This window comes from Brevundimonas sp. LPMIX5 (assembly GCF_003576505.1).
Lineage (GTDB): Bacteria > Pseudomonadota > Alphaproteobacteria > Caulobacterales > Caulobacteraceae > Brevundimonas > Brevundimonas naejangsanensis.
In genome coordinates, this window is sequence record NZ_QWTZ01000014.1 from 22,405 (window position 1) to 45,799 (window position 23,395).

20 protein-coding genes are annotated in these 23,395 nt (G+C 67.7%); 13 read left to right on the forward strand and 7 right to left on the reverse strand.

What is annotated here, in order from left to right:
- Positions 1–25 precede the first annotated feature (25 nt).
- From D1604_RS12270 to D1604_RS12285, 4 genes are all read right to left on the reverse strand, one after another.
- Entirely contained in the window at positions 26–1,348 is a 1,323-nt protein-coding gene (locus tag D1604_RS12270) for a serine hydrolase domain-containing protein (protein ID WP_119413517.1), read from the reverse strand.
- A 91-nt stretch (positions 1,349–1,439) separates the two neighbouring features.
- Positions 1,440–3,617: a TonB-dependent receptor gene (locus tag D1604_RS12275; RefSeq protein ID WP_158584929.1), complete on the reverse strand. Its 2,178-nt coding sequence runs from the start codon at positions 3,615–3,617 to the stop codon at positions 1,440–1,442.
- Between the two features lie 173 nt (positions 3,618–3,790).
- Positions 3,791–4,282, reverse strand: a complete 492-nt coding sequence (locus D1604_RS12280) for a MarR family winged helix-turn-helix transcriptional regulator (protein WP_024354848.1) — start codon at positions 4,280–4,282, stop codon at positions 3,791–3,793.
- 79 nt (positions 4,283–4,361) lie between these two features.
- The gene (locus tag D1604_RS12285) at positions 4,362–5,513 is read right to left on the reverse strand and encodes an acyl-CoA dehydrogenase family protein (protein ID WP_119413519.1); all 1,152 of its coding nucleotides are present in this window, start codon (positions 5,511–5,513) and stop codon (positions 4,362–4,364) included.
- Between the two features lie 108 nt (positions 5,514–5,621).
- On the opposite strand from D1604_RS12285, the gene D1604_RS12290 reads away from it, so the two are divergent.
- Genes D1604_RS12290 through D1604_RS12305 form a run of 4 tightly spaced genes read left to right on the forward strand, consistent with a single transcriptional unit; the run spans position 5,622 to position 8,696 of the window.
- A complete protein-coding gene (locus D1604_RS12290; protein WP_119413520.1) occupies positions 5,622–6,665 on the forward strand; it encodes a phosphotransferase family protein in 1,044 nt (347 codons plus the stop codon).
- Entirely contained in the window at positions 6,662–7,030 is a 369-nt protein-coding gene (locus tag D1604_RS12295; protein ID WP_119413521.1) for a DUF6285 domain-containing protein, read from the forward strand. The genes D1604_RS12290 and D1604_RS12295 overlap by 4 nt, the downstream gene beginning before the upstream one ends.
- Positions 7,027–7,935, forward strand: coding sequence for a hydroxymethylglutaryl-CoA lyase (locus D1604_RS12300; RefSeq protein WP_119413522.1), 909 nt, complete (start codon positions 7,027–7,029; stop codon positions 7,933–7,935). Before D1604_RS12295 ends, D1604_RS12300 begins: the two co-directional genes overlap by 4 nt.
- Complete coding sequence (locus tag D1604_RS12305) at positions 7,932–8,696, forward strand: SDR family NAD(P)-dependent oxidoreductase (RefSeq protein WP_119413523.1); 765 nt, start codon at positions 7,932–7,934, stop codon at positions 8,694–8,696. The genes D1604_RS12300 and D1604_RS12305 overlap by 4 nt, the downstream gene beginning before the upstream one ends.
- A gap of 101 nt (positions 8,697–8,797) precedes the next feature.
- Here D1604_RS12305 and D1604_RS12310 read toward each other — a convergent pair whose 3' ends face one another.
- On the reverse strand, positions 8,798–10,039 hold the full coding sequence (locus tag D1604_RS12310; protein ID WP_158584930.1) for an acyl-CoA dehydrogenase family protein: 1,242 nt from the start codon (positions 10,037–10,039) through the stop codon (positions 8,798–8,800).
- A 131-nt stretch (positions 10,040–10,170) separates the two neighbouring features.
- Between D1604_RS12310 and D1604_RS12315 the strand changes: the two genes are divergently transcribed.
- The 4 genes from D1604_RS12315 (at position 10,171) to D1604_RS12330 (ending at position 15,239) form a co-directional block, all read left to right on the forward strand.
- Positions 10,171–10,623 (forward strand): MarR family winged helix-turn-helix transcriptional regulator, encoded by a 453-nt coding sequence (locus tag D1604_RS12315; RefSeq protein WP_119413525.1) that lies wholly within the window; start codon positions 10,171–10,173, stop codon positions 10,621–10,623.
- A gap of 112 nt (positions 10,624–10,735) precedes the next feature.
- Entirely contained in the window at positions 10,736–11,815 is a 1,080-nt protein-coding gene (locus D1604_RS12320) for a CaiB/BaiF CoA transferase family protein (protein ID WP_119413526.1), read from the forward strand.
- Positions 11,816–11,837: 22 nt separating this feature from the next.
- The gene (locus D1604_RS12325; protein WP_119413527.1) at positions 11,838–13,040 is read left to right on the forward strand and encodes an acetyl-CoA C-acetyltransferase; all 1,203 of its coding nucleotides are present in this window, start codon (positions 11,838–11,840) and stop codon (positions 13,038–13,040) included.
- Positions 13,041–13,067: 27 nt separating this feature from the next.
- On the forward strand, positions 13,068–15,239 hold the full coding sequence (locus tag D1604_RS12330) for a 3-hydroxyacyl-CoA dehydrogenase NAD-binding domain-containing protein (protein ID WP_119413528.1): 2,172 nt from the start codon (positions 13,068–13,070) through the stop codon (positions 15,237–15,239).
- Positions 15,240–15,384: 145 nt separating this feature from the next.
- Here D1604_RS12330 and D1604_RS12335 read toward each other — a convergent pair whose 3' ends face one another.
- On the reverse strand, positions 15,385–16,932 hold the full coding sequence (locus tag D1604_RS12335; RefSeq protein ID WP_158584931.1) for a class I adenylate-forming enzyme family protein: 1,548 nt from the start codon (positions 16,930–16,932) through the stop codon (positions 15,385–15,387).
- Between the two features lie 157 nt (positions 16,933–17,089).
- On the opposite strand from D1604_RS12335, the gene D1604_RS12340 reads away from it, so the two are divergent.
- The 3 genes from D1604_RS12340 to leuD are packed head-to-tail and all read left to right on the forward strand — an operon-like array spanning position 17,090 to position 19,876.
- Positions 17,090–17,848: an enoyl-CoA hydratase-related protein gene (locus tag D1604_RS12340; protein WP_119413530.1), complete on the forward strand. Its 759-nt coding sequence runs from the start codon at positions 17,090–17,092 to the stop codon at positions 17,846–17,848.
- A 10-nt stretch (positions 17,849–17,858) separates the two neighbouring features.
- Positions 17,859–19,265 carry a 3-isopropylmalate dehydratase large subunit gene (gene leuC, locus D1604_RS12345; protein WP_119413531.1) on the forward strand — a complete coding sequence of 469 codons (1,407 nt, stop codon included), beginning with the start codon at positions 17,859–17,861 and terminating at the stop codon, positions 19,263–19,265.
- Positions 19,265–19,876 (forward strand): 3-isopropylmalate dehydratase small subunit, encoded by a 612-nt coding sequence (gene leuD / locus D1604_RS12350; protein ID WP_119413532.1) that lies wholly within the window; start codon positions 19,265–19,267, stop codon positions 19,874–19,876. Before leuC ends, leuD begins: the two co-directional genes overlap by 1 nt.
- Positions 19,877–19,903: 27 nt before the next feature.
- On the opposite strand, the gene D1604_RS12355 is transcribed toward leuD, so the two are convergent.
- Positions 19,904–21,061 (reverse strand): CaiB/BaiF CoA transferase family protein, encoded by a 1,158-nt coding sequence (locus tag D1604_RS12355; RefSeq protein ID WP_233552082.1) that lies wholly within the window; start codon positions 21,059–21,061, stop codon positions 19,904–19,906.
- 159 nt (positions 21,062–21,220) lie between these two features.
- On the opposite strand from D1604_RS12355, the gene D1604_RS12360 reads away from it, so the two are divergent.
- Together D1604_RS12360 and D1604_RS12365 are read left to right on the forward strand one after the other, a co-directional pair.
- Positions 21,221–21,838 (forward strand): FMN-dependent NADH-azoreductase, encoded by a 618-nt coding sequence (locus D1604_RS12360; RefSeq protein WP_119413534.1) that lies wholly within the window; start codon positions 21,221–21,223, stop codon positions 21,836–21,838.
- Positions 21,839–21,846: 8 nt separating this feature from the next.
- Positions 21,847–23,379 (forward strand): acyl-CoA synthetase, encoded by a 1,533-nt coding sequence (locus D1604_RS12365; RefSeq protein WP_119413535.1) that lies wholly within the window; start codon positions 21,847–21,849, stop codon positions 23,377–23,379.
- Positions 23,380–23,395: the final 16 nt, after the last annotated feature.

Consider the following 23,395-nt stretch of genomic DNA (forward strand, 5'->3'; position numbering starts at 1 on the left):
GAGTGTCTCCCCGGCGGGACGAGGCTCAGTCCTGCGCGGCAGCGATCAGATGCTCGGCGATCGCCTGATAGGCGGGCAGGGACAAGGGGTCGAGCAGGGCGTTGCTCGCTAGGGGGCTTGAGGCGAACCGCACGATGGTCATCTCGGCCTTGGGGTCGACGTAGCAGGCCTGACCGTGGACCCCGCGCGCCATATAGGCCCCATGGTCATTGTGCGACACCCACCACTGGTTGTGGTAGCTCCAGCCCGGCAGAGTGGCGTAGCCGGCGCTGGCGAAGGCGGTCGGGCTGGCGCCGGTCGCGATGTCGCGAACCACGGCGGACGGCACGATCCGGCGGCCGTTGAAGACCCCCTCGTTGCGCATCATTTCGCAGAAGCGGCCGAGGTCGCGCAACTGCATGTTGAGTCCGCCTGCGGCGAAGCCGGCGCCGGAGGAATCGACCTGGATATAGGCGTCGCGCTCCATCCCCATCGGCTTCCAGAAACGTTCGCTGAACACCTGGGCCAGCGTCTGGCCGCTGACGCGTGCGACCAGCCAGCCCAAGACCTCGGTGTTGACCGACTTATAGGCGAAGGCCTGTCCGTGCTCGCCGGCCTTGGTCAGGGTCCTGAGGTAGTCGAAGGTAGTTCTGGGGCCGTCGTAGTCCGCCGCACGCGGCACCGTGCCCCCGGCCCGCAGGAAGGCGATGACGTCGGAGTTCGGGTCGGTATAGACCTCGGAATAGGCAAGGCCCGTGGTCATATCCATCACCTGGCCCACGGTGGCGTCGCCAAAGGCGCTGTCGGCCAATTCGGGGATGTAGCGCGCCACCGGCGCGTCGCGGTCGAGCTTGCCCTCGGCGATCAGCATGGCCGCCGCCGTACCGGTGAAGGACTTGCTCACCGAATGGACGATATGCTGGCCATTCGGCGTAAGGGCGCCGAAATAGCGCTCATAGACGATCTCGCCCCTGTGCATGACGATGACGCCGTCGGTGTAGTTGGCGTCCAGCGACTGGGCCCAGGTCATCGGGGCGTCGCCGCCCAGGGGTGTGAACCGGACCTCGTCCAGATCGTCCCGAAGGCGCCGCGGCAGGACGCTAGCCGCTTCGTCGCCGCGAGAAATCTCGGCGGTCGGCATGAAGTGGCGCCAGTGCGAGAAGCTCCACCGAAGCTGGGGGAAGCTCATGAAGCTCATGTCATCGCGCTGGATCAGCCGTTCGGGCGGGGGCGGGGCGCCGACCATCCAGCCCATGGCGACGGGATCGGACGCCTGGGCGTCGGGATAGGCGGTCTGGTCTGGGGCCTGGGCGGCGGCGGACGCGGGTGCGATCGCCGCGGCCAGAAGGAAGGTCAGCAAGCGTTTCATGCGAGAGGCGCCTCAAGCGGGGGAGGAAGTGAAGACCGGACCGTCTTGCGACGGCCCGGTCTGGTCAGGACGACGAAACGGCGGCCCTCGCCTAGTAGCGCAGGCCCAGCTGGATCGAGACGACCCGGCCGGGATCGACCACATAGGTCTGGGACCCGGCCAGGAAGGGCGTGCCGAAGGCGTGGGACGCGGTCCATTCATTGGTCAGGTTGCGGCCGATCACCGCCAGGGTCCAGCGGTCGTCGGCCGAGGCGACGCCCAAGCGCAGGTCCACCTTCGAGAAGCCTTCCTGATAGGAGTTGGGGCTGAGGTTCTCTTCCAGGTAGGTTCCGCTGCGGCCGCGCACGGTGGCGTCGGCCAGCAGGCGCATGCCGTTGTCCAGCGGATGGTCGACGTTCAGCGTCATCGCCCCCGACCATTTCGGCGCGCGCGGCAGACGGGTGCCCCCGATGTCCTCAACACAGCCGGCCACCGGGGCGACGCCGTTGTGATAGATGCACGGTGCGGTCGGGTAGGAGTCGTATTTGGCGTCGTTATAGGCCAGCGAGCCCGACAGGCTGACGGACGGCGTCAGGCGCAACGTGCCTTCGGCCTCGACGCCCTGGCTCTTGGCGTTGGCGGCGTTGGTGGTGATGAAGGCGTCGATCGCGGCATTGTAGCCCGACACCTGCAGGTCGTCGAACTTGGACGTATAGGCCGCCAGGTTCAGCGTCGCCCGGCCATCCAGCAGCGTCAGCTTGGTGCCGATCTCGACCGACTGCGAGGTTTCGCCCTCGAACTCGAAGGTGTCCTGGCCGCCGGTCGACTGGGCGCCGACGAAGCCGCCGGCCTTCGAGCCCTTGGCGTAGGAGGCGTAGAACATCAGGTCGCGATCGACCACATATTGGACCTGCACCGACGGATCGAGCTGGCTTTCGCTGCGCTGGCCGCTCAGCGGGGTGTTCAGCCACGTCGGCGGCACGGCGCCCATGACGGCGCGGGTCTGGTTGGCGGACTTGTCTTCCCAGGTCTGGCGCAGGCCGGCGGTCAGCTTCCAGTGGTCGTTGAAGGCGTAGGTGGCCTGGCCGTAGAGGGAGTAGCTCTCGTTGGTCTGCTCGAACCGGCGATCGGTGCCGCCGTCGAACGGCCCCATCAGGATGTAGGACCTCTGGTCCATGTCGATCTCGTTCCTGTGCGCATAGGCGCCGACAATCCAGGTCAGGGCGCCTTCGTTGGACGAGGTCAGGCGCACTTCCTGCGAGATCTGGTTGAACTCCTCCTGGAAGATGGAGCGCAGCAGCGGCGTGGTGGTGAAGTCGCTGTCGATCTGCTTGTCGTAGTCGAAGGCCGAATAGGCGGTGATCGAGGTCAGGGTCACGCCGTTGGCGAAATCCTTGTTGATCGTCAGCACGCCGTTGAAGCTGTTGGTGTCGTCATAGTCCGGCGCGCCCTGTGTGGTCGTGCGCGTGAAGGACTTGGAGCCGCCGGGGGCGACGGTGCTCATCGGCTGGCCGGTCAACTCCTGGCGGGCGCCTTCCAGCTTCAGCCGGAAGGAGAGGGTGTCGCTGGCCAGATAGTCGATGACGGCGCGGCCGATCAGATCCTCGCGGCCCGGATTGTGGTCGCCGGTGGTCGTGTTCTCGAGCCAGCCCTCGTTGTCGCTGTATTTGCCGGCCAGGCGGACCAGCAGCTTGTCCGTGATCGGACCGGAGACGATCTGGGTGATCTCGAAGCCGTTGTCGCCGTCGACCGTGCCGGTGATAGTGGTCGCGAGCTCACGCTCGGCGCGCGGGCCATTGGAGGTGATGTTGATGGCGCCGGCGGCGGTGTTCTTGCCGAACAGGGCGCCTTGCGCGCCGCGCAGTACTTCGACGCTGGCCACGTCCAGGAAGGGGGCGGCGAACTGGCGGCCGCGACCGGCGTAGGCGCCGTCGACGAACAAGCCGACCGACTGCTCAAAGGCCAGGTTGCCCGGCGAAGAGCCGATGCCGCGGATGTAGATGGCGTTGTTGCCCGGCGTGGCCTGGATGTGCAGGTTCGGCACCGAGCCCGACAGGGCTTCCAGGTTGCGCATGTCCTGGCTGGCGAGTTCCTCGCCGCTGGTGACGTTGACCGAGATCGGCACGTCCTGCAGGCGTTCGGTGCGCTTGCGCGCCATGACCAGGATATCGGCGACGGTGGTGGCGTTGGCTTGGTCCGTCGGCGCCACGGGCGCTTCGGATTGCGCCATGGCGGCCGAGCTGAGAACGAGGCTGCTCGATGCGAGCAGCATGACGTAACGGTAGCGCATGCGTTTCCTCCCCATGCGGCTCCTGCCTGAAAAGGCCGGAGCGATATTTGTGACGAGGAGGCGTGCGGCCGCGATCCGACCGTGGTTTCCTTCCTCCTGACTGCGGCCTCTTGGCGAGCCGCTTGTCAAGAAATTAGACAAACTCGATCTGGGTTGATCGTCAAGCTACTTTACTAATCTTTATTGGCGTCCTTAAGAAAATCGGCGCCGCGCTGGCCCGGTTCGCCCAGGCTGCACAGGTAGGGCGCGCCCCAGTCAGAGGCGAATGCCTCGCGCAGGGCCTTGACCTGTTTGGGCCCGATGCGCCGCCCCAGTTCGCCGGACAACTGATCGACGATCTTCTGGGCGTCCTGGCGCATGGCTCGACCCATGGCGGTCAGCTGGACGATGCGGATGCGGCCGTCGGTGGGATCATCTACTAGTTCGAAGACGCCGCGCTCGACCAGGGAGTTGATGGTCGAATGCACCGCCTGACGGGTCAGGCGCAGGCTGCGGGCGATGTCGGCCGGGCGCACGATGTTTAGCTGGACGTGCATCATCACCATGGACTCCGGCCGGGTCAGGTGCGGCCAGCCAGCCTCGCGTAGGCTCATCTGCAGGCTTTCGTCGAACCACTCGAATCCTGCCAGCAGCGGCACGATCAGATAGTCGGAGTTCAAGATCATCGCATTCTCCCAGGATCGACTTATGCCGCTGCTCCGGCTGAGCCGCCAAGTGTAAACTGACGCTTGGCGGCCCCTGTGTTCAGAGCGTGCGGGCGATCAGCAGCTTCATGACCTCGGACGTGCCGCCGTGAATGGTGTCGATTCGGGCGTCCTTGTAGAGCTGGGCGATGGGATATTCGTTCATGTAGCCATAGCCGCCGAACAATTGCAGGCATTTGTTGACGCCCTCCAGCTCGGTCTCGGTGATCCACAGTTTGGCGATGGAGGCGGTGGCCGCGTCCAGTTCGCCCCGGATCAGTTTTTCGGTGCAGGTGTCGATGAAGCTGCGGGCGATCACCGCCTTGGCCTTGATGTCGGCCAGGGTGAACTGGGTGTTCTGGAACTCCATCAGCGCCTTGCCGAAGGCGTGGCGCTCGCGCGTGTAGTCGACCGTCAGCCTCAGCGCCCGTTCCAGGATGGCCAGCCCCATGGCGGCGATGCCCAGACGCTCTTGCGGCAGCATGGCCATCAACTGGCCGAAGCCCTTGCCCTCGGCTCCGCCGATCAGGTTCGACGCCGGGACGCGCACGTCCTCAAAGAACAACTCGGAGGTGTCCTGCGCGTCGCGGCCCATCTTGTCGAGGTTCCGGCCCCGGGTGAAGCCGGGGCGGTCGCCCTCCACCGCAATCAGGGAGATGCCGCGCGAGCCGTTGTCCGAGGTGCGGCACACCACCAGGATCAGGTCCGCCGTCTGGCCGTTGGAGATGAAGGTCTTCTGGCCGTTCAGCACCCATTCGTCGCCCTCAAGCCGGGCGCGGGTGCGGATGCCCTGCAGGTCCGATCCCGTCCCCGGCTCGGTCATGGCGATGGCCAGGACGATCCCGCCCGAGACGACCTTGGGCAGCCAAGCCTGCTTCTGCTCCTCGGTGCCGAAGGCGATGATGTAGGGGGCCACGATCATGTTGTGCAGCGGCACGCCCCAGCCCTCCATGCCGCGCGCGCCGAACTCCTCGATCAGCACGCGCTCGTGGCGGAAGTCAGCGCCCATGCCGCCGTATTCTTCAGGAACTGACAGGCCCAACAGGCCGAACTCGGCGCCCTTGGTCCACATCTCGCGCTCGACGATCTTGTTGCGGTTCCAGGCTTCGATCTTCTCCGGCGCGCATTCAGCGTCGAGGAATTTGCAAAGGCCCTCGCGGAACAGGTCGATGTCTTCCTGGGTGTAGGCGGCGGGGCCGGGGTGGACGCTCATCGGAGGCTCTCAAACTAGGGGAAGGTCGTTTGACGCATCCTGTGCCGTGCGTGCAATAAACGTCAATCTATTTGACAAAGATCGGCCTGTGCGGCCATCAATCGAGCCATGTCCGCATCCGATCCTTCCAGCGCCGCCGACGCGACCGATTTCGTCCTGGCGCGGCTGAACGCCCTGGCTCCCTTGCTGGCTCCTGGCGGCGAACGCGCCACAGGCCTGCGCCGCCTGACCGGGGGCGCCAGCCTCGAAACCTGGGCCTTCGACGTGCGGGGCGCGGGGGAAGGCGAGGGGGCTGGCCGTCCGCTGATCCTGCGCCGTCGCGGCGGGGGCCGCGAGGCCGAGGTGTTCGAGACCTCCCTGCCGCTGCCTATCGAGGCGAAGTTGCTGCAGGCCGCCGAGGCCGCCGGGGCGCCCGTCGCCCGGCTGGTGCGCGATTGCATCGAGGCCGACGGGCTGGGCGAGGCCTATGTGGTCGAACGGGTGGCGGGCGAGACGCTGGGTCGCCGCATCGCCGCCGATCCCGCCTTCGCCCCGGCGCGCGCGGTCCTGGGCCGCCAGTGCGGCGAGACCCTGGCCCGCATCCACGCCATCGACCTGTCCGCCCTGCCGCCGCTGGAGACGCAGGACGCGCGGGCCGTTCTGGCGCGCTACGCCGACATCTATCGCAAGAGCAGCGGCCCGCGTCCGGTCATGGAGGCGGCGCTGCGCTGGATGGAGGCGCGCCTGCCCGAGCCCATCGCGCCGCGTCTGGTGCACGGCGACTTCCGCAACGGTAATCTGATGGTCGATCCCGAGACCGGCCTGACCGCCGTTCTGGACTGGGAGCTGGCCCACCTGGGCGATCCGGCCGAGGACCTGGGCTGGCTGTGCGTCAACAGTTGGCGCTTCGGCGTGACGCATCGCGCGGTCGGCGGCTTCGCCGATCTGGAGACCCTGCTGGAGGCCTATCGTGTGGCGGGGGGCGAACCGCTGTCGGTCGAACGTGTGCGCTTCTGGCAGGCGGTGGGCACGTTCAAATGGGCGGTGGTGACGATGATGATGTACCGCACCTTCGCCACCGGCGCCTCGCGCTCGGTCGAGCGGGCCGTGATCGGGCGCCGCCTCAGCGAATGCGAAGTCGACCTTCTGGCTCTGATGGAGGCCTCGCGATGATCGAAGGACCGCGCAAGGACGAACTGCTGGAGGCGACGGCCGCCTGGCTGAACGACGCCGCCTCTCCGGCCGAGGGCTTTCACCGCAAGGTGGCGGCCAATGCGCTGGGCATCGTCACCCGCGAACTGACGCAATGGCCCGCCGCCGCGGCCGCCGCCGTGGCCCGGATGCAGGCCATCCTGGGCCGCGACGGCGATTACGCCGCGTTGAACCTCGCCTTGGCCGAGGCGCTGCGCGACGGGACGGTCAGCGCCGACGATGCAGTGGTGTTCGACCATCTGCGCCGCACGGCGCTGGACATGCTGGCGGTCGACCAGCCGCGCTATCGTCACGAACTGGCGGCGCCGAAGGAGACCGGAGCATGATCGAACTGGTCGAGGTCTCGGCCCGCGACGGCCTTCAGAACGAAAAGACCCTCCTGTCCACCGCCGACAAGGTGCTGCTGATCGAGAAGGCCATCGCGGCTGGCGCGCGGCGGCTGGAGGTCGCCAGCTTCGTCAATCCCAGGCTCGTGCCGCAGATGGCCGACGCCGAGGCGGTGATCGCCGCCTTGCCGCGTCGCGACGACGTGCGGACCATCGGCCTGGTGCTGAACGAGCGCGGAGCCGGGCGCGCCCTGGCGACGAGCGTGGATGAGCTGGGGATCGTGGTCGCCGCCTCGGATGTGTTCGGGACGGCCAATCAGGGCCTGGACGTGGACGCGAGCCTCGCCATGGCTGGGCGTGTGATCGAACAGGCGCGCGCCGCAGGGCGCGACGCCCAGGTCACGATTTCGGTCGCCTTCGGCTGCCCCCTGTCGGGCGCCGTCGATCCGGCGCGGGTCGTGGACATGGCGCGGCGCCTGGCCGCCTTCGGTCCGCTGGAGATCGCTTTGGCCGACACCATCGGCGTGGCGCGGCCGGACGAGGTGTCGCCCCTGGTCGCTGCGGTGGTCGAGACCGTGCGGCCCCTGCCGGTGCGCGTGCATTTCCATGACACGCGCGGCACGGGCGTCGCCAACGCCGTCGCGGCCGTGGCGGCGGGCGCCGTGACGGTGGACGCCTCCATCGGCGGCACGGGCGGCTGCCCCTTCGCGCCCGGCGCGGCGGGCAATGTCGCCTCCGAGGACGTGGCCTACGCCCTGAACGGGCGCATGGCGGTCGATGTCGACGCCCTGTGCGCGGCGGCGGTCTGGCTCAACGAGAAACTGCAGCGGACCCGGACCAGCGCCATGACGCGCGCCTGGCTGTCCGCCTCCCAAAAAGAACAAGGCGAGAGGAAACAAGCATGACCCAACTGAGCCATGACGGTCGCGTGGCCCTGATCACCGGCGCCTCTTCGGGCATCGGCGCCGAGTTCGCTCGCGTCCTGTCTAGGGGCGGGGCCAAGGTGGTTCTGGCCGCACGTCGCGCCGACCGCCTGGCCGCTCTGGTCGCTGAGATCGAGGCGGCGGGAGGCAAGGCCCTGGCGGTGTCAATGGACGTGTCCGACGAGGCCTCGGTCATCGCCGGCTATGACGCCGCCGAAGCGCGCTTCGGCCTGGTCGACACCGTCATCGCCAACGCCGGCGTCAACGCCGACGGCCCGGCCACGGATCTGTCCATTGAAGAGTTCGACCAGATCCAGGCGGTCAACAGCCGGGGCGTCTTCCTGACCGCGCGCGAAGGCGGGCGTCGCCTGCTGGCCAGCGGCCGGTCCGAGCGTGGCCGCGTCGTCATCCTGGCCTCGATGGGCGGCCTGCACGCCCTGACCGGCCTGGTGGCCTACTGCGCCTCCAAGGCGTCGGCGGTCATGCTGGGACGCGGCCTGGCCAATGAGTGGTCGCGGGCGCGCATCAGCGTCAACGTCGTCTGCCCCGGCTATATGCTGACCGACATCAACGAGGAATGGTTCACCAGCCCGGCCGGCGAAAAGATGATCGCCAAGCTGCCGCGCAAGCGTCTGATGCCCATCGACGCCCTGTCGCCGACCATCAGCTTCCTGACCTCGGACGCGGCGGCCTACACCACCGGCGCGGTCATCAAGATCGACGACGCCCAGCACGTGGATTGATGGTCCCAGCCCCTCTCCCGCCGGGCGAGGGGCAGCGGATCTCGGCCCAAAAAAAAAAAAGGGGCCGCGAACGGCCCCCGAGTGAGGGATCAGATAACCGCTCAGGTCAGGAGCGAGTTCGGCGCCAGGCCGACCATCGACCGGCCGTGCAGTTCGGTGGACACGTCCATGTCGTAGACGATGTGGCTGGCCATAACCTCGATGTCGCGCAGGATGCGCTGCATCGGATTGTCGAGCGCATAGAGGCCCGAGCCCGAGGAATCGCAGCAGGTGCGGACCGCCTCCAGACACTGACTGACGGCATAGGCGATCTGGGCGCGCAGCCGCAGGCGGTGCGGCAGTTGCTCCTCGTCGCTGAGAGTAGAGAGCGTCAGGTTCTCGTCGGCCGCCTGGCGGATCGACAGTTCGGCCGAGCGCACCATCAGGTCGGCGCGGGCCAGGCGCATCTGGGCGGCGGGCTTGTCCACCTGGGTCGATTGGCCGCCCATCTTGGTGTGCACTGTCAGCCGCTGGCGGCTCAGTTCGACTGCCGCCCGAGCGGCGCCGACCGACGGCAGGGCCGCCGTGACGCAGAGTTGTGGCAGCATCGGCGCGCTATAGAGCGGGTTGTCATGGATGCGCGAGCCGTTGCCGCGTCCGGTGCGGACCTCGGACACCACGAAGGTGTAGGCCTCAGGCACGAACAGGTCCTCGGCCACGATGTCGTTGGACCCGGTGGCGGCCATGCCGCTCATGAACCAGGTGTCGAGCACCTTCACGTCCTCGGCGCGGACCAGCACCATGCGCACGACGGGCGGCTTGCCTTCGCCCATGCTTTCCATGGCGTTCAGCATGACCCAGTCGGCGTGCATGACCACGGTGCCGAACTTCCAGCGGCCGCTGATGCGGAAACCGCCATCGACGCGCACCGCCTTGCCCGGAGGGGCGGCGACGCTGGGCGCGATGACATAGGGGGTGCGGCCCCAGACCTCGGCCTGGGTCTGCTTGGGGAACTGGGCGATCAGCCAGTTGTGCTCGGCGGCGAAGCTGGCGGTCCAGCCGGTGGAAGGGCAGGCCTCGCAGATGGCCAGGGTGGCGTCGATATAGGTCTGGGGATCGAACTCCAGCCCGCCGAATTTGCGCGGCACATACATGTAGAAATAGCCGGTGGCGCGCAGGGCGTCCCACACGGCGTCGACCGGGCGGCGCAGGCGCTCGGCCTCTTGCGAGGCGGCGGCGATCATGGGTTTCAGCGCCGTGACCCGCGCGACCAGTTCGGTCGGGCTCATCGCAGCGACGGCCTCGGGGGCCAGAAAATCATTGCCGGCTGGAATGCGCCGGTCCGCGAGCTTGTCGCTCGTCATGTTCATACTCCTCCCTTTCTGGGAGGGGCAGGTTCGCGTCGGACCAATCTAAATGTCAAGTAAGTTGACTAAAAATCGACATGACGATGTTTTGGGCTTCCCCGACGGTCGGGGGACGGCGAGACTGAGGCATGAATCGTTCCTTGCTCATGCTCGACCTAGTGCGGACCCTCTACTGGTTCGACGAGCAGCTTCAGGCCCGCCTCGACGCGCGGGGGTGGAGTCGGCTGGGCCGGTCCCAGTCGCTGATCCTGGTCAACGTCGCCAACGGCGAGACGCGGGCCGCGCGCATGGCCGAGAACCTGGGCGTGTCGCGCCAGGCGATGAGCCAGTTCCTGACCGAAATGGTCGACCGCAAGTTGCTGGAGCTGGCGCCGGACCCGCACGACAAGCGGGCGCGCATCGTCCGCTTCGCGCCGGAATCCCAAGCCATTCGCGACGACGCCCAAAAGGTGCTGCGCGAACTGGAGAGCGAGCTGGAAAACGCCGTGGGAAGTGAGAATCTGGAGGCCTTGCGCCAGGGCCTGCGTAATTTCCTGGGCGGTTCGGAGCCCTCTATCGAGCCGCGATCGAAAATCCCTTAAGTCAAATTTCTTGACAAGATTGGTCGCCCGTCCGATCACCGCATGAAGCTCCGAACAGGGGATCAGCGGGAGGAATGGTCATGGCGGATCACATCGGCGGGGCGTCGCCCCGATGAGCGCGGCGGCCCAAACCGGCGGCGGCCATTCCAGTGGGGCCTTGGCCGGCGTGAAGATCATCGAGATGGAGGGCATCGGCCCTGGCCCGTTCGCCGGCATGATGCTGGCCGACCACGGCGCCGAGGTCATCCGCATCGCTCGTCCCGGCGTCCGCATTGATCCGTCGGACGTGCTGGCGCGCTCGCGCCGCAGGGTCGAACTGGACCTGAAATCGGACGCCGGCAGGGCGGCCGCCCGCGCTTTGATCCGAGAGGCCGACGGCCTGATCGAGGGCTATCGCCCCGGCGTCATGGAGCGGCTGGGCCTGGGGCCGGAGCTGCTTCTGGCCGACAATCCGCGCCTGGTTTACGGCCGCATGACGGGCTGGGGCCAGGAAGGGCCGCTGGCCAAGGCGGCCGGCCACGACATCAACTACATCGCCATCACCGGCGCGCTGAACGCCTTTGGTCGGGCGGGCGAAAAGCCGACCCCGCCGATCAATATGGTCGGCGACTTCGGCGGCGGCGGCATGATGCTGGCCTTTGGCATGTTGGCGGGGATTCTGTCGGCGCGCACGACGGGGCAGGGGCAGGTGATTGACTGCGCCATGACGGACGGCGCCTCCCTGCTGATGGGCATGATCTGGGGCTTTCGCGGCCAGGGCATCTGGTCCGACGCGCGGGGCGCAAACTATCTGGACACAGGCGCGCCCTATTACGACACCTATGAGACGGCTGATGGCCTGTTCATCGCCATCGGTTCGATCGAGCCGCCCTTCTACGCCCGGCTGCTGGAGGCGACCGGCCTGTCGGACGATCCCCTGTTCCTGGATCAGAACGGCCCGGACGGGATCGAGGAACGCCGCGCCCGCCTGACCGATATCTTCCGCCGCAAGACCCGCGAGGACTGGCGCGCCCTGATGGAGGGGACCGACGCCTGCTTCGCGCCTGTCCTGTCTTTCGTCGAGGCGCCCGACCATCCGCACAACAAGGTCCGGGAAGCCTTCATCACCCTGAACGGGGTGGTGCAGCCGGCCCCGGCCCCCCGCTTCTCCCTGACGCCTGCGCCGCAGCCGCGCGCGCCCGGCGACGCCTGATCCCTGCACGAGGAACCGACCTGTGAGACAAGCCTACATCTATGACGCCGTACGCACGCCGCGCGGCCGGGGCAACGCCAAGGGCAGCCTGCATGAAGTGACCGCCATCTCCCTGGCGACCCAGGTGCTTCAGGCCCTGCGCGACCGCAATGCGCTCGACACCAGCCTGATCGACGACGTGATCCTCGGCTGCGTGGCGCCGATCGGCGAGCAGGGCGCCAACATCGCCCGTGTCGCCGCCCTCAACGCCGGCCTGGCCCAGACGGTGGCGGGCGTGCAGATGAACCGCTTCTGCGCCTCGGGGCTGGAAGCCGTGAATACGGCGGCGGCCAAGGTCGTCTTCGGCGAGGCCGACGCGGCTATCGGCGGCGGCGTCGAGAGCATGAGCCGGGTCAAGATGGGCTCGGACGGCGGCGCCTGGTCGGCGGACCCGGACGTGGCCTTCACCACCGGCTTTGCGCCCCAGGGCATCGGCGCCGACGCCATCGCCACCCTGGCCGGCTTCAGCCGCACCGACGTCGACGCCTTCGCCGCCGAGAGCCAGAAGCGCGCCGCCGCCGCCTGGGCCGCGGGTCGCTTCAAGAATTCGATCGTCCCGGTCAAGCACGCGGGCGTGACGGTGCTGGACCACGACGAATTCATCCGCCCGGAAACCACGGTCGAGACGTTGAGCGCCCTGAAGCCCTCGTTCGCGGGTCTGGGCGCGGCGGGCTTTGATTCAGTCATGCGGCAGCGTTATCCCGAGATCGAGGCGATCGATCACGTCCACCATGCGGGCAACTCCTCCGGCATCGTCGACGGCGCCTCCGGCGTCCTGATCGGCACCAGGGAGATGGGCGAGAAGATGGGGCTGAAGCCGCGCGCCCGCATCGTCGGCTCGGCCTCGATCGGTTCGGAGCCGACCATCATGCTGACCGGCCCGGTCGCCGTGACGCAGAAGGCCCTGGCCCGCGCGGGCATGGGCATCGGCGATATCGACCTGTTCGAACTGAACGAGGCCTTCGCCTCGGTGGTCATGTACTTCATGCAGCAGCTGAAGGTGTCGCACGACCGGATGAACGTGAACGGCGGCGCCATCGCCATGGGCCACCCGCTGGGCGCCACCGGCGGCATGATCCTGGGCACCCTGCTGGACGAGCTGGAGCGCACCGACAAGGCGACTGGCCTGGCCACCCTCTGCGTCGGCGCCGGAATGGGCACCGCCACCATCATCGAGCGCGTCTGATCGCGATCTGACAGTCAGGACAACGACATGAACAACTTCACCGTTTCGGTGGACGCCGACGGCGTCGCCACCTTCCTGTTCGACGTGCCGGGGCGCACGATGAACACCTTCACCGACAGCGCCGTGGCCGACATCGACGCCATCGTCGCCGCCATCCGCGACGACGCCTCGATCAAGGGCGCCATCCTGGCCTCGGGCAAGTCGAACGGCTTCTGCGCCGGCGCCGACCTGGGCGAGCTGGGGGAAACCGCCGGCGGTCAGGCCGAGGACCCGGCGCGCGAAGCCGCGCTGCCCGCCACCTCTCGCATGAGCCGGGCGCTTCGGGCGCTGGAGACCGTCGGCAAGCCGGTCGCGGCGGCCATCGAGGGCATCGCGCTGGGCGGCGGTTTCGAGTTCGCGCTGGCGGCCCACTATCGCGTCGCCTCGACCAAGGCCAAGGTCGGCCTGCCGGAAGTGACCATCGGCCTGCTGCCTGGCGCCGGCGGCACCCAGCGCGTGCCGCGTCTGGCGGGCGTGTCGGCTGCGCTTGACCTGATGCTGACCGGAGCGCCGGTCGACGCCGCCAAAGCCAAGGCCATCGGCATCGTCGATGAAGTGGTCGAGCCGGGCCAAGCCCTGGCCGCCGCCAAGGCGTGGATCATGAACGGCGGCGAAGGCGTCCAGCCTTGGGACCGCAAGGGCTATGCCATGCCGGACGGCCCCTATTCGGACGCCGGTTCGGCGGGCTTCATCCTGACGCCGGCCAAGATCATGGCCAAGAGCTACGGCAACTATCCGGCCCAGAAGAACATCGCCCGCTGCGTCTATGAAGGCTTCAACCTGCCGATGGATTCCGCCCTGCGGGTCGAGGCGCGGCTGTTCCTGGACACCCAGCAGTCGCCCCAGGCGCGGGCCATGATCCGCTCGCTGTTTCTGTCGAAACAGGCCCTGGCCAAGGGCGGCGCCCGTCCCAAGGACGTGCCGACCTACACCGTCAAGAAGGCCGCGGTTCTCGGCGCCGGCATGATGGGCGCGGGCATCGCCTATGCCCAGGCGCGGGTCGGCATCGACACCGTCCTGATCGACGTGGCCCAGGCCGGCGCCGACAAGGGCAAGGGCTATTCCGAAACTCTGGTCGCCAAGGCCGTGGCCAAGGGCGCGATGAGCCAGGCCGCCGCCGACGAACTGGTCGGCCGCATCACCGCCACTACCGACTATGACGCCATCAAGGGCGCCGACCTGGTGGTCGAGGCCGTGTTCGAGGACCGCGCCCTCAAGGCCGACGTCACCAAGCGCGCCGAGGCCCAGATCGGGCCGGACGCAGTGTTCGCCTCGAACACCTCGACTCTGCCGATCACCGGCCTGTCGGAAGCCGCCGAGCGCCCGGCCAACTTCATCGGCATCCACTTCTTCTCGCCGGTCGACCGGATGGAGCTGGTCGAGATCATCGTCGGCAAGACCACCTCGCAGGAGACCCTGGCCAAGGCGCTGGACTACTGCAAGCAGTTGAAGAAGGTGCCGATCGTCGTCAACGACAGCCGCGGCTTCTTCACCAGCCGAGTGTTCGACACCTACATCCGCGAAGGTCTGGAGATGCTGATCGAGGGGATCGCCCCGGCCATCATCGACAATGTCGGCCGCATGACCGGCATGCCGCGCGGCCCGCTGGAGCTGCTGGACGACGTGGCCATCGATCTGGTGGACCGGGTGGCGGGCCAGCGCCGCATCGACCTGAACCTGCCGGCGCCCGTGGCGGGCGACACCGACAAATTCCTGATCGACATGGTCGGGCAGGATCGCTGGGGCCGTAAGAACGGCAAGGGCGTCTATGACTATCCGCAAGGCGAGCCCAAGCGCCTGTGGGCCGGTCTGGCCGAGATGTATCCGGTCAAGATCAGCGAGTCTTCGCCGGAACTGGTCGAGCATCTGAAGCAGCGTCTGCTGTATCGCCAGGCCGTCGAGGCCGCGCGCTGCATGGACGAGAACGTCGTCACCGCCGCCCGCGACGCCGATGTCGGCGCCATCCTGGGCTGGGGTTTCGCGCCCTGGACGGGCGGCCCGATCAGCCTGATCGACAGCGTCGGCGTGGCCGGGTTCACTGCCGCCTGCGAGGCTCTGGCCGCGCAGTACGGCGAGCGGTTCGCGCCGCCGGCCCTGCTGAAGACCATGGCCGAGATGGGGGAGCGTTTCTATCCGGCGCCCAAGCCGCTGGCGGCCTGATCGCCTTGGCGGATACGTGAACAGGAAAGGCGGGGCGCAAGCGTCCCGCCTTTTTCATGTCGGACGAACGATCTCTGGATTTCAGAATAAAGAAAAAAGGCGGACAACCCCTCGTCCGCCTCTTCCCTCTTCGCTGACGCTGATTTCAGGTCAGGTTCAGATCCTTCAGCACCGCTTCGCGCACCGGGTTTTTCTGGATCTTGCCGGCAGCGCTGCGGGGAAGGCGGGTTTCGCTGAAGCTGACGCTCTTGGGCGTCTTGTAGCCGGCGATGCGCTGGCGGCAGAAGGCGGACAACTCCTCGAAGCTGGGCTGGGAGGCGCCGACCTTGCACACCACCACGGCGTGGACCCGCTCGCCCCAGACCGGATCGGGGATGCCGATGACGGCGCTTTCCTCGACCGCCGGGTGCCAGGACAGGGCGTTCTCGACCTCGATCGAATAGACGTTCTCGGCCCCGGACACGATCATGTCTTTCAGCCGGTCGGTGATGTAGATGTAGCCGTCCTCGTCCATCCACCCCGCGTCGCGGGTGTGCAGCCAGCCGTCGCGCATGACCTCGGCGGTTTCCTCGGGGCGGTTCCAGTATCCCATCATGACATTGTCGCCTCGGCCGACGATCTCGCCGATCTGGCCGCGCGGGACCTCGTTTCCGGCCTCGTCGACGATGCGGATTTCAAAGCCCGGCGCCACCTTGCCGCAGGAGCGCAGGCGCGGGTGGTCGTCGGCGCACTGGTGGTCCTGGGGCGTCAGCACCGTGACGGAGGCCATTTCGGTCTGGCCGAAGCCCTGGATGAAGCCGACGTGCGGAAACTTCTCGCGCGCCAGGGCCAGGGTGGCGGCGGGCAGGGAAGAGCCGCCGTAGCCCAGCATCTTCAGTTGCGACAAATCCAGTTGATCCAGCCGATCATACTTGGCCATGCGGTCGATGACGGCGGGCACGGTGAAGCAGTGCGTCACGCCGTGCTCGGCGATGGCCTCCAGCATGGTTTCGGCGTTGTAGCTGCGGCGAAAGACGTGGGTCGCCCCGGTCATGGTGGCGAACAGGATGCCGATGTCCGCCAGATGGAACATGGGCGCGGCGTGGAAATTGACCCCCGTCTCGTCGAACGGGATGGTCATCAGCAGGTTCGAGGCGATGGCGTGCAGGTTGCCGTGGCTGAGCATCACCCCCTTGGGCAGACCCGTGGTGCCGCCGGTGTAGAAGATGCCCGCCAGGTCGCCGTCGGCGGCCAGGTGCTCCTCGGCCGGTTCGGAAGTCTGGATCAGACCCTCATGCGTCAGGTGCGGGGACGCGCCCGGCGTCCCGTCCAGGGCGATCAGGCGCTGGACCGCGCCCTCGGCCAGAAGCTGTTCGGCGACGGCGGCGAACTCCTCGCCGAAGCACAGGGTCTCGACCCCGGCGTCCCTCAACTGGAAGGCCAGTTCGGGCGTGGCCAGGCGGGTGTTCAGCGGCGTCAGCACGCCTCCGGCCCACAGCACGGCGAAATAGGTTTCGAAATAGAGGTCGCAGTTGTGGGCCAGGATGGCGACCCGGTCGCGGGTCTTCAGCCCGGCCTGTTCGTGCAGGCCGCCAGCCAGGCGGGCGACGCGATCGCCGACCTCGCGCCAGGTGCGGCGACGCTCGCCGTCGATGGTGGCGGTGCGGCCCGCGGCCGTGACGACGGCGCGGACGAGGCCCTGGGTGACTCGCATCGAAAGGGGTGCTCCGGTCGCCCCGAGAGGCGGAAAGAATGTCAAATCTATTGACATCTAATCCCGCCCCGCACCATGTCTGTCAACTCATGTTCAGGCGTTTTTCCGTCATCCGTCCGCTGGTTGCGCGGATGGGGCGGCGCTGGCGAGGTGTGCGATGATCGGTTTTGAATGCAGGGGCGCGGGAGCGGTGATCCGGCTGGACCAGCCCCAGCGGATGAATTCCCTGAACGAGCCGATGATCGAGGCTCTGGACGCCGCTGTGGACGCCGCCGTCGCCTCCGGCGCGCGCGCCTTGATGATCACCGGAACGGGACGGGCCTTCTGCGCCGGCGGAACCTTGTCTGAGCCTTTGCCCGAGGACGCCGGGGCGATCCTGGAGAGCCACATCAACCCCCTGTTGCTCAAGTTGGCGGATCTGCCGATGCCCGTCGTCGCGGCGGTGAACGGGCCGGCGATCGGGGCGGGGGCGTCGATCGCCCTGGCCGCCGACATGATCGTCATGTCGCGCTCGGCCTTCCTGGCCTATGCCTTCGCGCAGGTGGGGCTGGCCCCCGACGGCGGGGCCAGCTGGCTGTTGCCGCGCACCCTGGGCTGGCACCGGGCGATGAGCCTGATGATGACGGGCGAGCGCATCACGGCGGATCAGGCCGTTGACTGGGGTCTGGCCTGGAAGGCGGTTGAGCCTGAGGCGCTGGAGGGCGAGGCCGAGGCCCTGCTGGAGCGGCTGGCGGCTGGACCGACCCTGGCCTACGCTGCCCTCCGCCGCACCGCGCGCGCGGCGCTGGACCTCGATTTCGCCCGGGCCCTCGACGTCGAGCGGCAGGCGCAGGGCCAGGCGGGCCGCACCGCCGATTTCCGCGAAGGCGCCGCCGCCTTCATCGCCCGACGTCCGGCCCAGTTCACCGGCCGCTGAGGAGATCGCGATGACCCAGCCCCGCACCCTGCTGGACAAGATATACGACCGGCACCAGGTCGCCGACCTCGGCGGCGGCGACATGCTGATGTATGTCGACTTCCATCTGGTCCACGAAGTCACCAGCCCCCAGGCCTTCGAGGGCCTGCGTCAGCGCGGCATCGGCGTTCATGCGCCATACCAAACCCTGACCATGGCCGACCACAATGTTCCGACCCTGAACCGGGCTGCCGGAATCCTCGATCCCGAAAGCCGGGCGCAGATCGAGCAGTTGCAGACCAACGCCGCCGAGTTCGGCCTGCCGTGGATTCCGTTGGATAGCATCGACCAGGGCATCGTTCACGTCGTCGGGCCGGAACAGGGGCTGACCCTGCCGGGCATGACCATCGTCTGCGGCGACAGCCACACCGCCACCCACGGAGCCTTCGGCGCCCTGGCCTTCGGCATCGGCACCTCCGAGGTCGAACATGTTCTGGCGACCCAGACCCTGGTGCAGAAGCGCGCCAGATCGATGCTGATCGAGGTGGAGGGGGCGCTCGGTTTCGGGGTCACGTCCAAGGATCTGGTTCTGGCGATCATCGGCCGGATCGGCGCCAATGGGGCGACCGGCTTCATCATCGAATACGCCGGTCAGGCCATCCGCGACCTGGACATGGCGGGGCGGATGACCGTCTGCAACATGTCGATCGAGGCGGGCGCCCGCGCCGGCCTGATCGCCCCGGACGAGACGACCTTCGCCTGGCTGAACGGCCGCCCCCATGCGCCGCGAGGCGCGGCCTTCGAGGCGGCGGTCGCCGACTGGCGTACCCTGGCCAGCGATCCGGGCGCGACCTACGATCAGGTGGTGCGCATCGACGCCGCCGCCGTCGAGCCGATGGTCACATGGGGCAGCAGTCCCGAGGCGGTGACGACCATTGGCGGCCGGACCCCCGACCTGAGCGCCCTGAGCGACGTCGGGCGGCGCGCCCAGGTCGAGCAGATGCTGGCCTATATGGGGCTGTCGCCGGATCAGCCTCTGGACGGCCTGCCCGTCGACACCGTCTTTATCGGCAGCTGCACCAACGGCCGACTTGAGGATCTGCGCGCCGCCGCCGCCGTCGCGCGCGGCCGTCATGTCGCCGAGGGCGTGCGCGCCCTGGTCGTGCCGGGCTCCGGTCACGTCAAGGCGGCGGCCGAGGCCGAGGGGCTGGATCGGGTGTTCATCGATGCAGGTTTCGAGTGGCGCGAACCGGGTTGCTCCATGTGCCTGGGCATGAACCCCGACAGGCTGTCGCCGGGCGAGCGTTGCGCCTCGACCTCCAACCGCAATTTCGAGGGCCGCCAAGGACCGGGCGGCCGTACCCATCTGGTGTCGCCGTCGATGGCCGCCGCTGCGGCTGTGGCGGGACGGCTGGTCGATGTCCGGAGCCTTGTCTGATGCAGCCTTTCGTCACCCTGGACGCCGTCGCGGCGGCCCTGCCCATCGCCAATATCGACACCGATAAACTGGTCCCCGGCCGCTTTCTGAAGGGCGTGACGCGGGCCGGGCTGGGGCGCATCCTGCTGCATCCCTTGCGGTTCGACGCGGATGATCGGCCGCGTTCGGACTTCGTTCTGAATCAGTCGCCGTGGGACCGGGCGGGGGTGCTGATCGCGCTGGATAATTTCGGCTGCGGCTCCAGCCGCGAGCACGCGCCCTGGGCCTTGGCGGATTTCGGCATCCGCTGCGTCATCGCCCCCAGCTTCGCCGACATCTTCCGCAACAACTGCCTGAAGAACGGCATTCTGCCGCTGATCCTGCCGGAGGCCGACTGCCTGGCGCTGATGGACCTGGCGCGCCATCCGGCGACGGCGCTTTTCAGCATCAGCCTGCCGGATCAGACGGTGACGGCGGGCGGGCGAGTCTGGTCGTTCGACATCGGCGCGGCCGACAAGGTCAAGCTGCTGGAAGGCAAGGACGAGATTGATGTCGCCCTGGCGCGGATGGCTGAGATCGAGCGCTTTGAGGCGCGCATCGGCTATGCGGCGCCGCATCTGGGCGCTGTCTAGAACTATCCGCCGGACCGGCGCTGCGTGTCAGACGCCGAGCCAGCGTTGCAAGACGTCCGCCGTGTCCTGACCGACCTCCAGCGGGGCGGGGCGGCGCACGGAGCCCGGCGTGGCCGACAGCTTGGGGAAGACGCCCTGCATCGGCACCTTGCCCAGGACGGGATCCTCGACCTCGATGATGGCTTCGCGAGCCGCGAAATGCGGATCGGCCATCATGTCCTCGGCGTCGAAGACGCGGCCGGCCGGAACGGCGTGTTCGATCATCAGGTCTTCCAGGGCCTGCACCGTCAGGGTCGCGGTCCATTCGCCGATCAGCGCGTCCAGCTCGCTCTGATGCTCGCCGCGCGCCAGATGGGTGGCGTAGCGGGCGTCGGTCGCCAGTTCAGCGCGGCCCATGGCGACGCACAGGCGGGCGAAGACCGCGTCCTGATTGGCGCCGATCAGATATTCGCCGTCGGCGCAGGGATAGACGTTCGACGGCGCGATCTTGGGCAGGACCGAGCCGGTGCGCGTGCGTTTGTGCCCGTTGACGGCGTATTCAGGGATCATGCTCTCCATGACCTGCAGCACGCTTTCATACAGGGAACTGTCGACCACCTGACCCTGGCCGGTGCGCTCGCGGTGCTGCAGCGCCGCCAGGGCGCCCATGCAGCCGTAGGTGGCGGCCAGAGTGTCGCCGATCGACACCCCCATGCGCGACGGGGCGCGATCCGGTTCGCCGACGATGCCGCGCCAGCCGCCCATGGCCTCGCCGATGCCGCCGAAGCCGGCGCGCGAGGAATAGGGACCAGACTGGCCATAGCCGGAGACCCGCACCACGATCAGACGCGGGTTGGCCTCCATCAGATCGGCCGGGGCCAGGCCCCATTTCTCCAGCGTGCCGGGACGGAAGTTCTCGATCAGGATATCGGCCTGGGCGATCAGGTCGCGCGCCGTCTGCTGGCCCTCGGCCGCACGCAGGTCGACCGCGACGGAGTATTTGTTGCGAGCGATGACGCGCCACCAGGTCGGCGTCTTCCCCTGGCCCCAGTGCCGCATCGGGTCGCCGACGCCCGGCGCTTCCAGCTTGATCACCTCGGCGCCCATGTCGCCCAGCAACTGGCCGCAGAAGGGACCGGCGATCAGTTGGCCCATCTCGACGACCTTCAGCCCATGCAGAGGGCCGTTCACCGGTTGGCTGGTCACGAGGGCATTCTCCATAACGTCAATTAATCTTACAATCACTGGCGAGGTGACGGTCGAAAGTCAACGGCGGCTTCAGGGCTTGTGATCGCCAAATAAATTGACAAAACTCTTCGCCAGATCAGCGAGAGATCAGCTGCAGCCGACGCATCGGGAGACATCATGCTGCTTCATATCGTGGCCAGCCCGAAGGGGGAAAGGTCGGCGTCGCGTTCGCTGGCGGATCGCTTCATCGCGACCTGGCGGGAACAGAACCCGGATGAGGAGATCGACACCCTGGCCCTGTTCGAAGAGGACCTGCCGCGCTTCGAGGCCGAGCACGCCTTCCGCAAGTTCGCGCCCATCTTCGGCGAGGCGGTCTCGCCCGAGGCCGATGACGCCTGGCGCATCGTCACCGACGCCGTGGCGCGGCTGGATCGCGCCGACCGCATCCTGCTGTCCTGCCCCATGTGGAATTACAGCATCCCCTGGGCGTTGAAGCTCTATCTCGACATCATCGTCCAGCCGCGCGTGACCTTTGGCTACAACGTCGAGGAGATGCGCCACGTCGGCCTGCTGCGTAACCGGCCCATGCAGATGATCCTGACGCGATCGTCGACGATGGCCGGCGACTATGTCGATTTCCAGCTGCCCTATCTGAAGCACATCTTCGAGACCATCGGCATCCGCGACATCCGCGCCCTGGTCGTTCCCGCGACGACCCGGCCGGGGGCGGAGGCGCGCGAAGCCTATGTCCGCAGCTTCGACGCTCAGGCGGACGCCGCCGCTCGCGCTTTCTGAGCCACATCATGCACCCCAGCCATTTCGCCGCCGCCACGCCCGACAAGCCCGCCGTCATCATGGCGCAGACAGGGGCTGTCACGACCTTCCGTCAGATGGAGGACGACTCCAACCGGGCGGCGCATCTGCTGCGATCGCTGGGGCTCCGGCCTGGCGACGCCGTGGCCGTCTGTCTCGACAATACGCCGGACTATTTCGCCCTCGCCTGGGCGGCCCAGCGGTCGGGACTCTACTTCGTCGCCCTGTCGTCGCGCCTGACTCTGGCCGAGATCGACTACATCGCCCGCGACTGCGGGGCCAAGGTGCTGATCGCCGGAGCCGACCTGCCGAACACCGCTGCGCTGCCGACCAGCCTGTCCGACCTGGTGCTGTTCTCGCTGGGCGGGGCCATGACGGGTTTTCGGGTCTGGGAGGATGAGGTCGCGGGCCAGCCTTCGACCCGCATCGCCGATGAGGTGGCGGGCGGTGAGATGCTCTATTCCTCGGGCACGACGGGACGGCCCAAGGGCATCCGGCCGGAACTGCCCGTGGATGGCGACATCGCCGCCATGCCGATGACGACGGTGGTGGCCAAGACCCGCTTTGGCGTGGACGAGGCCAGCGTCTATCTGTGCCCGGCGCCGCTGTATCACGCTGCGCCGCTGCGCTGGTCGATGGGAGTGCAGCATCTGGGCGGCACGGTGGTGCTGATGGATAAGTTCGACGCCGAATTGGCCCTGGCGGCCATCGACCAGCATGGGATCACACACAGCCAATGGGTGCCGACCCACTTCATCCGCATTCTGAAACTGCCGGATGAGGTGCGCGCGAAATATGACGTCTCGACGCTGAAGCTGGCCATCCACGCCTCGGCCCCGTGCCCCATGCCGGTCAAGCAGGCGATGATCGACTGGTTCGGCCCGATCCTAGTGGAATACTACGCCGGGACCGAAGGCAACGGCATGACCATCATCAACTCGCAGGAGTGGCTGCAGAAGCCCGGCTCGGTGGGCAAGGCCAATTTCTGCGTGGTCCATATCTGCGACGATGAGGGGAATGAACTGCCGCCCGGCGAGGTCGGCAATATCTATTTCGAGGGCGACCACCCGTTCGAATACCACAACGATCCGGACAAGACGGCCACCGCCTATGACGCGCGCGGCTGGACGACCCTGGGCGACGTGGGGCGGCTGGACGAGGACGGCTATCTGTTCCTGACCGACCGCAAGAGCTTCATGATCATCTCGGGCGGGGTGAACATCTATCCGCAAGAGATCGAGAACCTGCTGATCCAGCACCCCAGGGTGGCCGACGCCGCCGTGATCGGCGCGCCTTGTCCCGAGATGGGCGAGCGGGTGGTGGCGGTGATCCAGCCGGCCGACTGGGCCGACGCCACGCCGGCCTTCGCCGAGGAACTGTCCGCCTGGGCGCGGCAGTCGCTGTCGGGGATCAAGCTGCCGCGCCAGTTCGACTTCATGCGCGAACTGCCCCGCCACGATACGGGCAAGCTCTACAAGCGGCTGATCCGCGACGAGTACTGGAAAGACGCGAAGACGGCCTGACGATCGGCCCTTACGC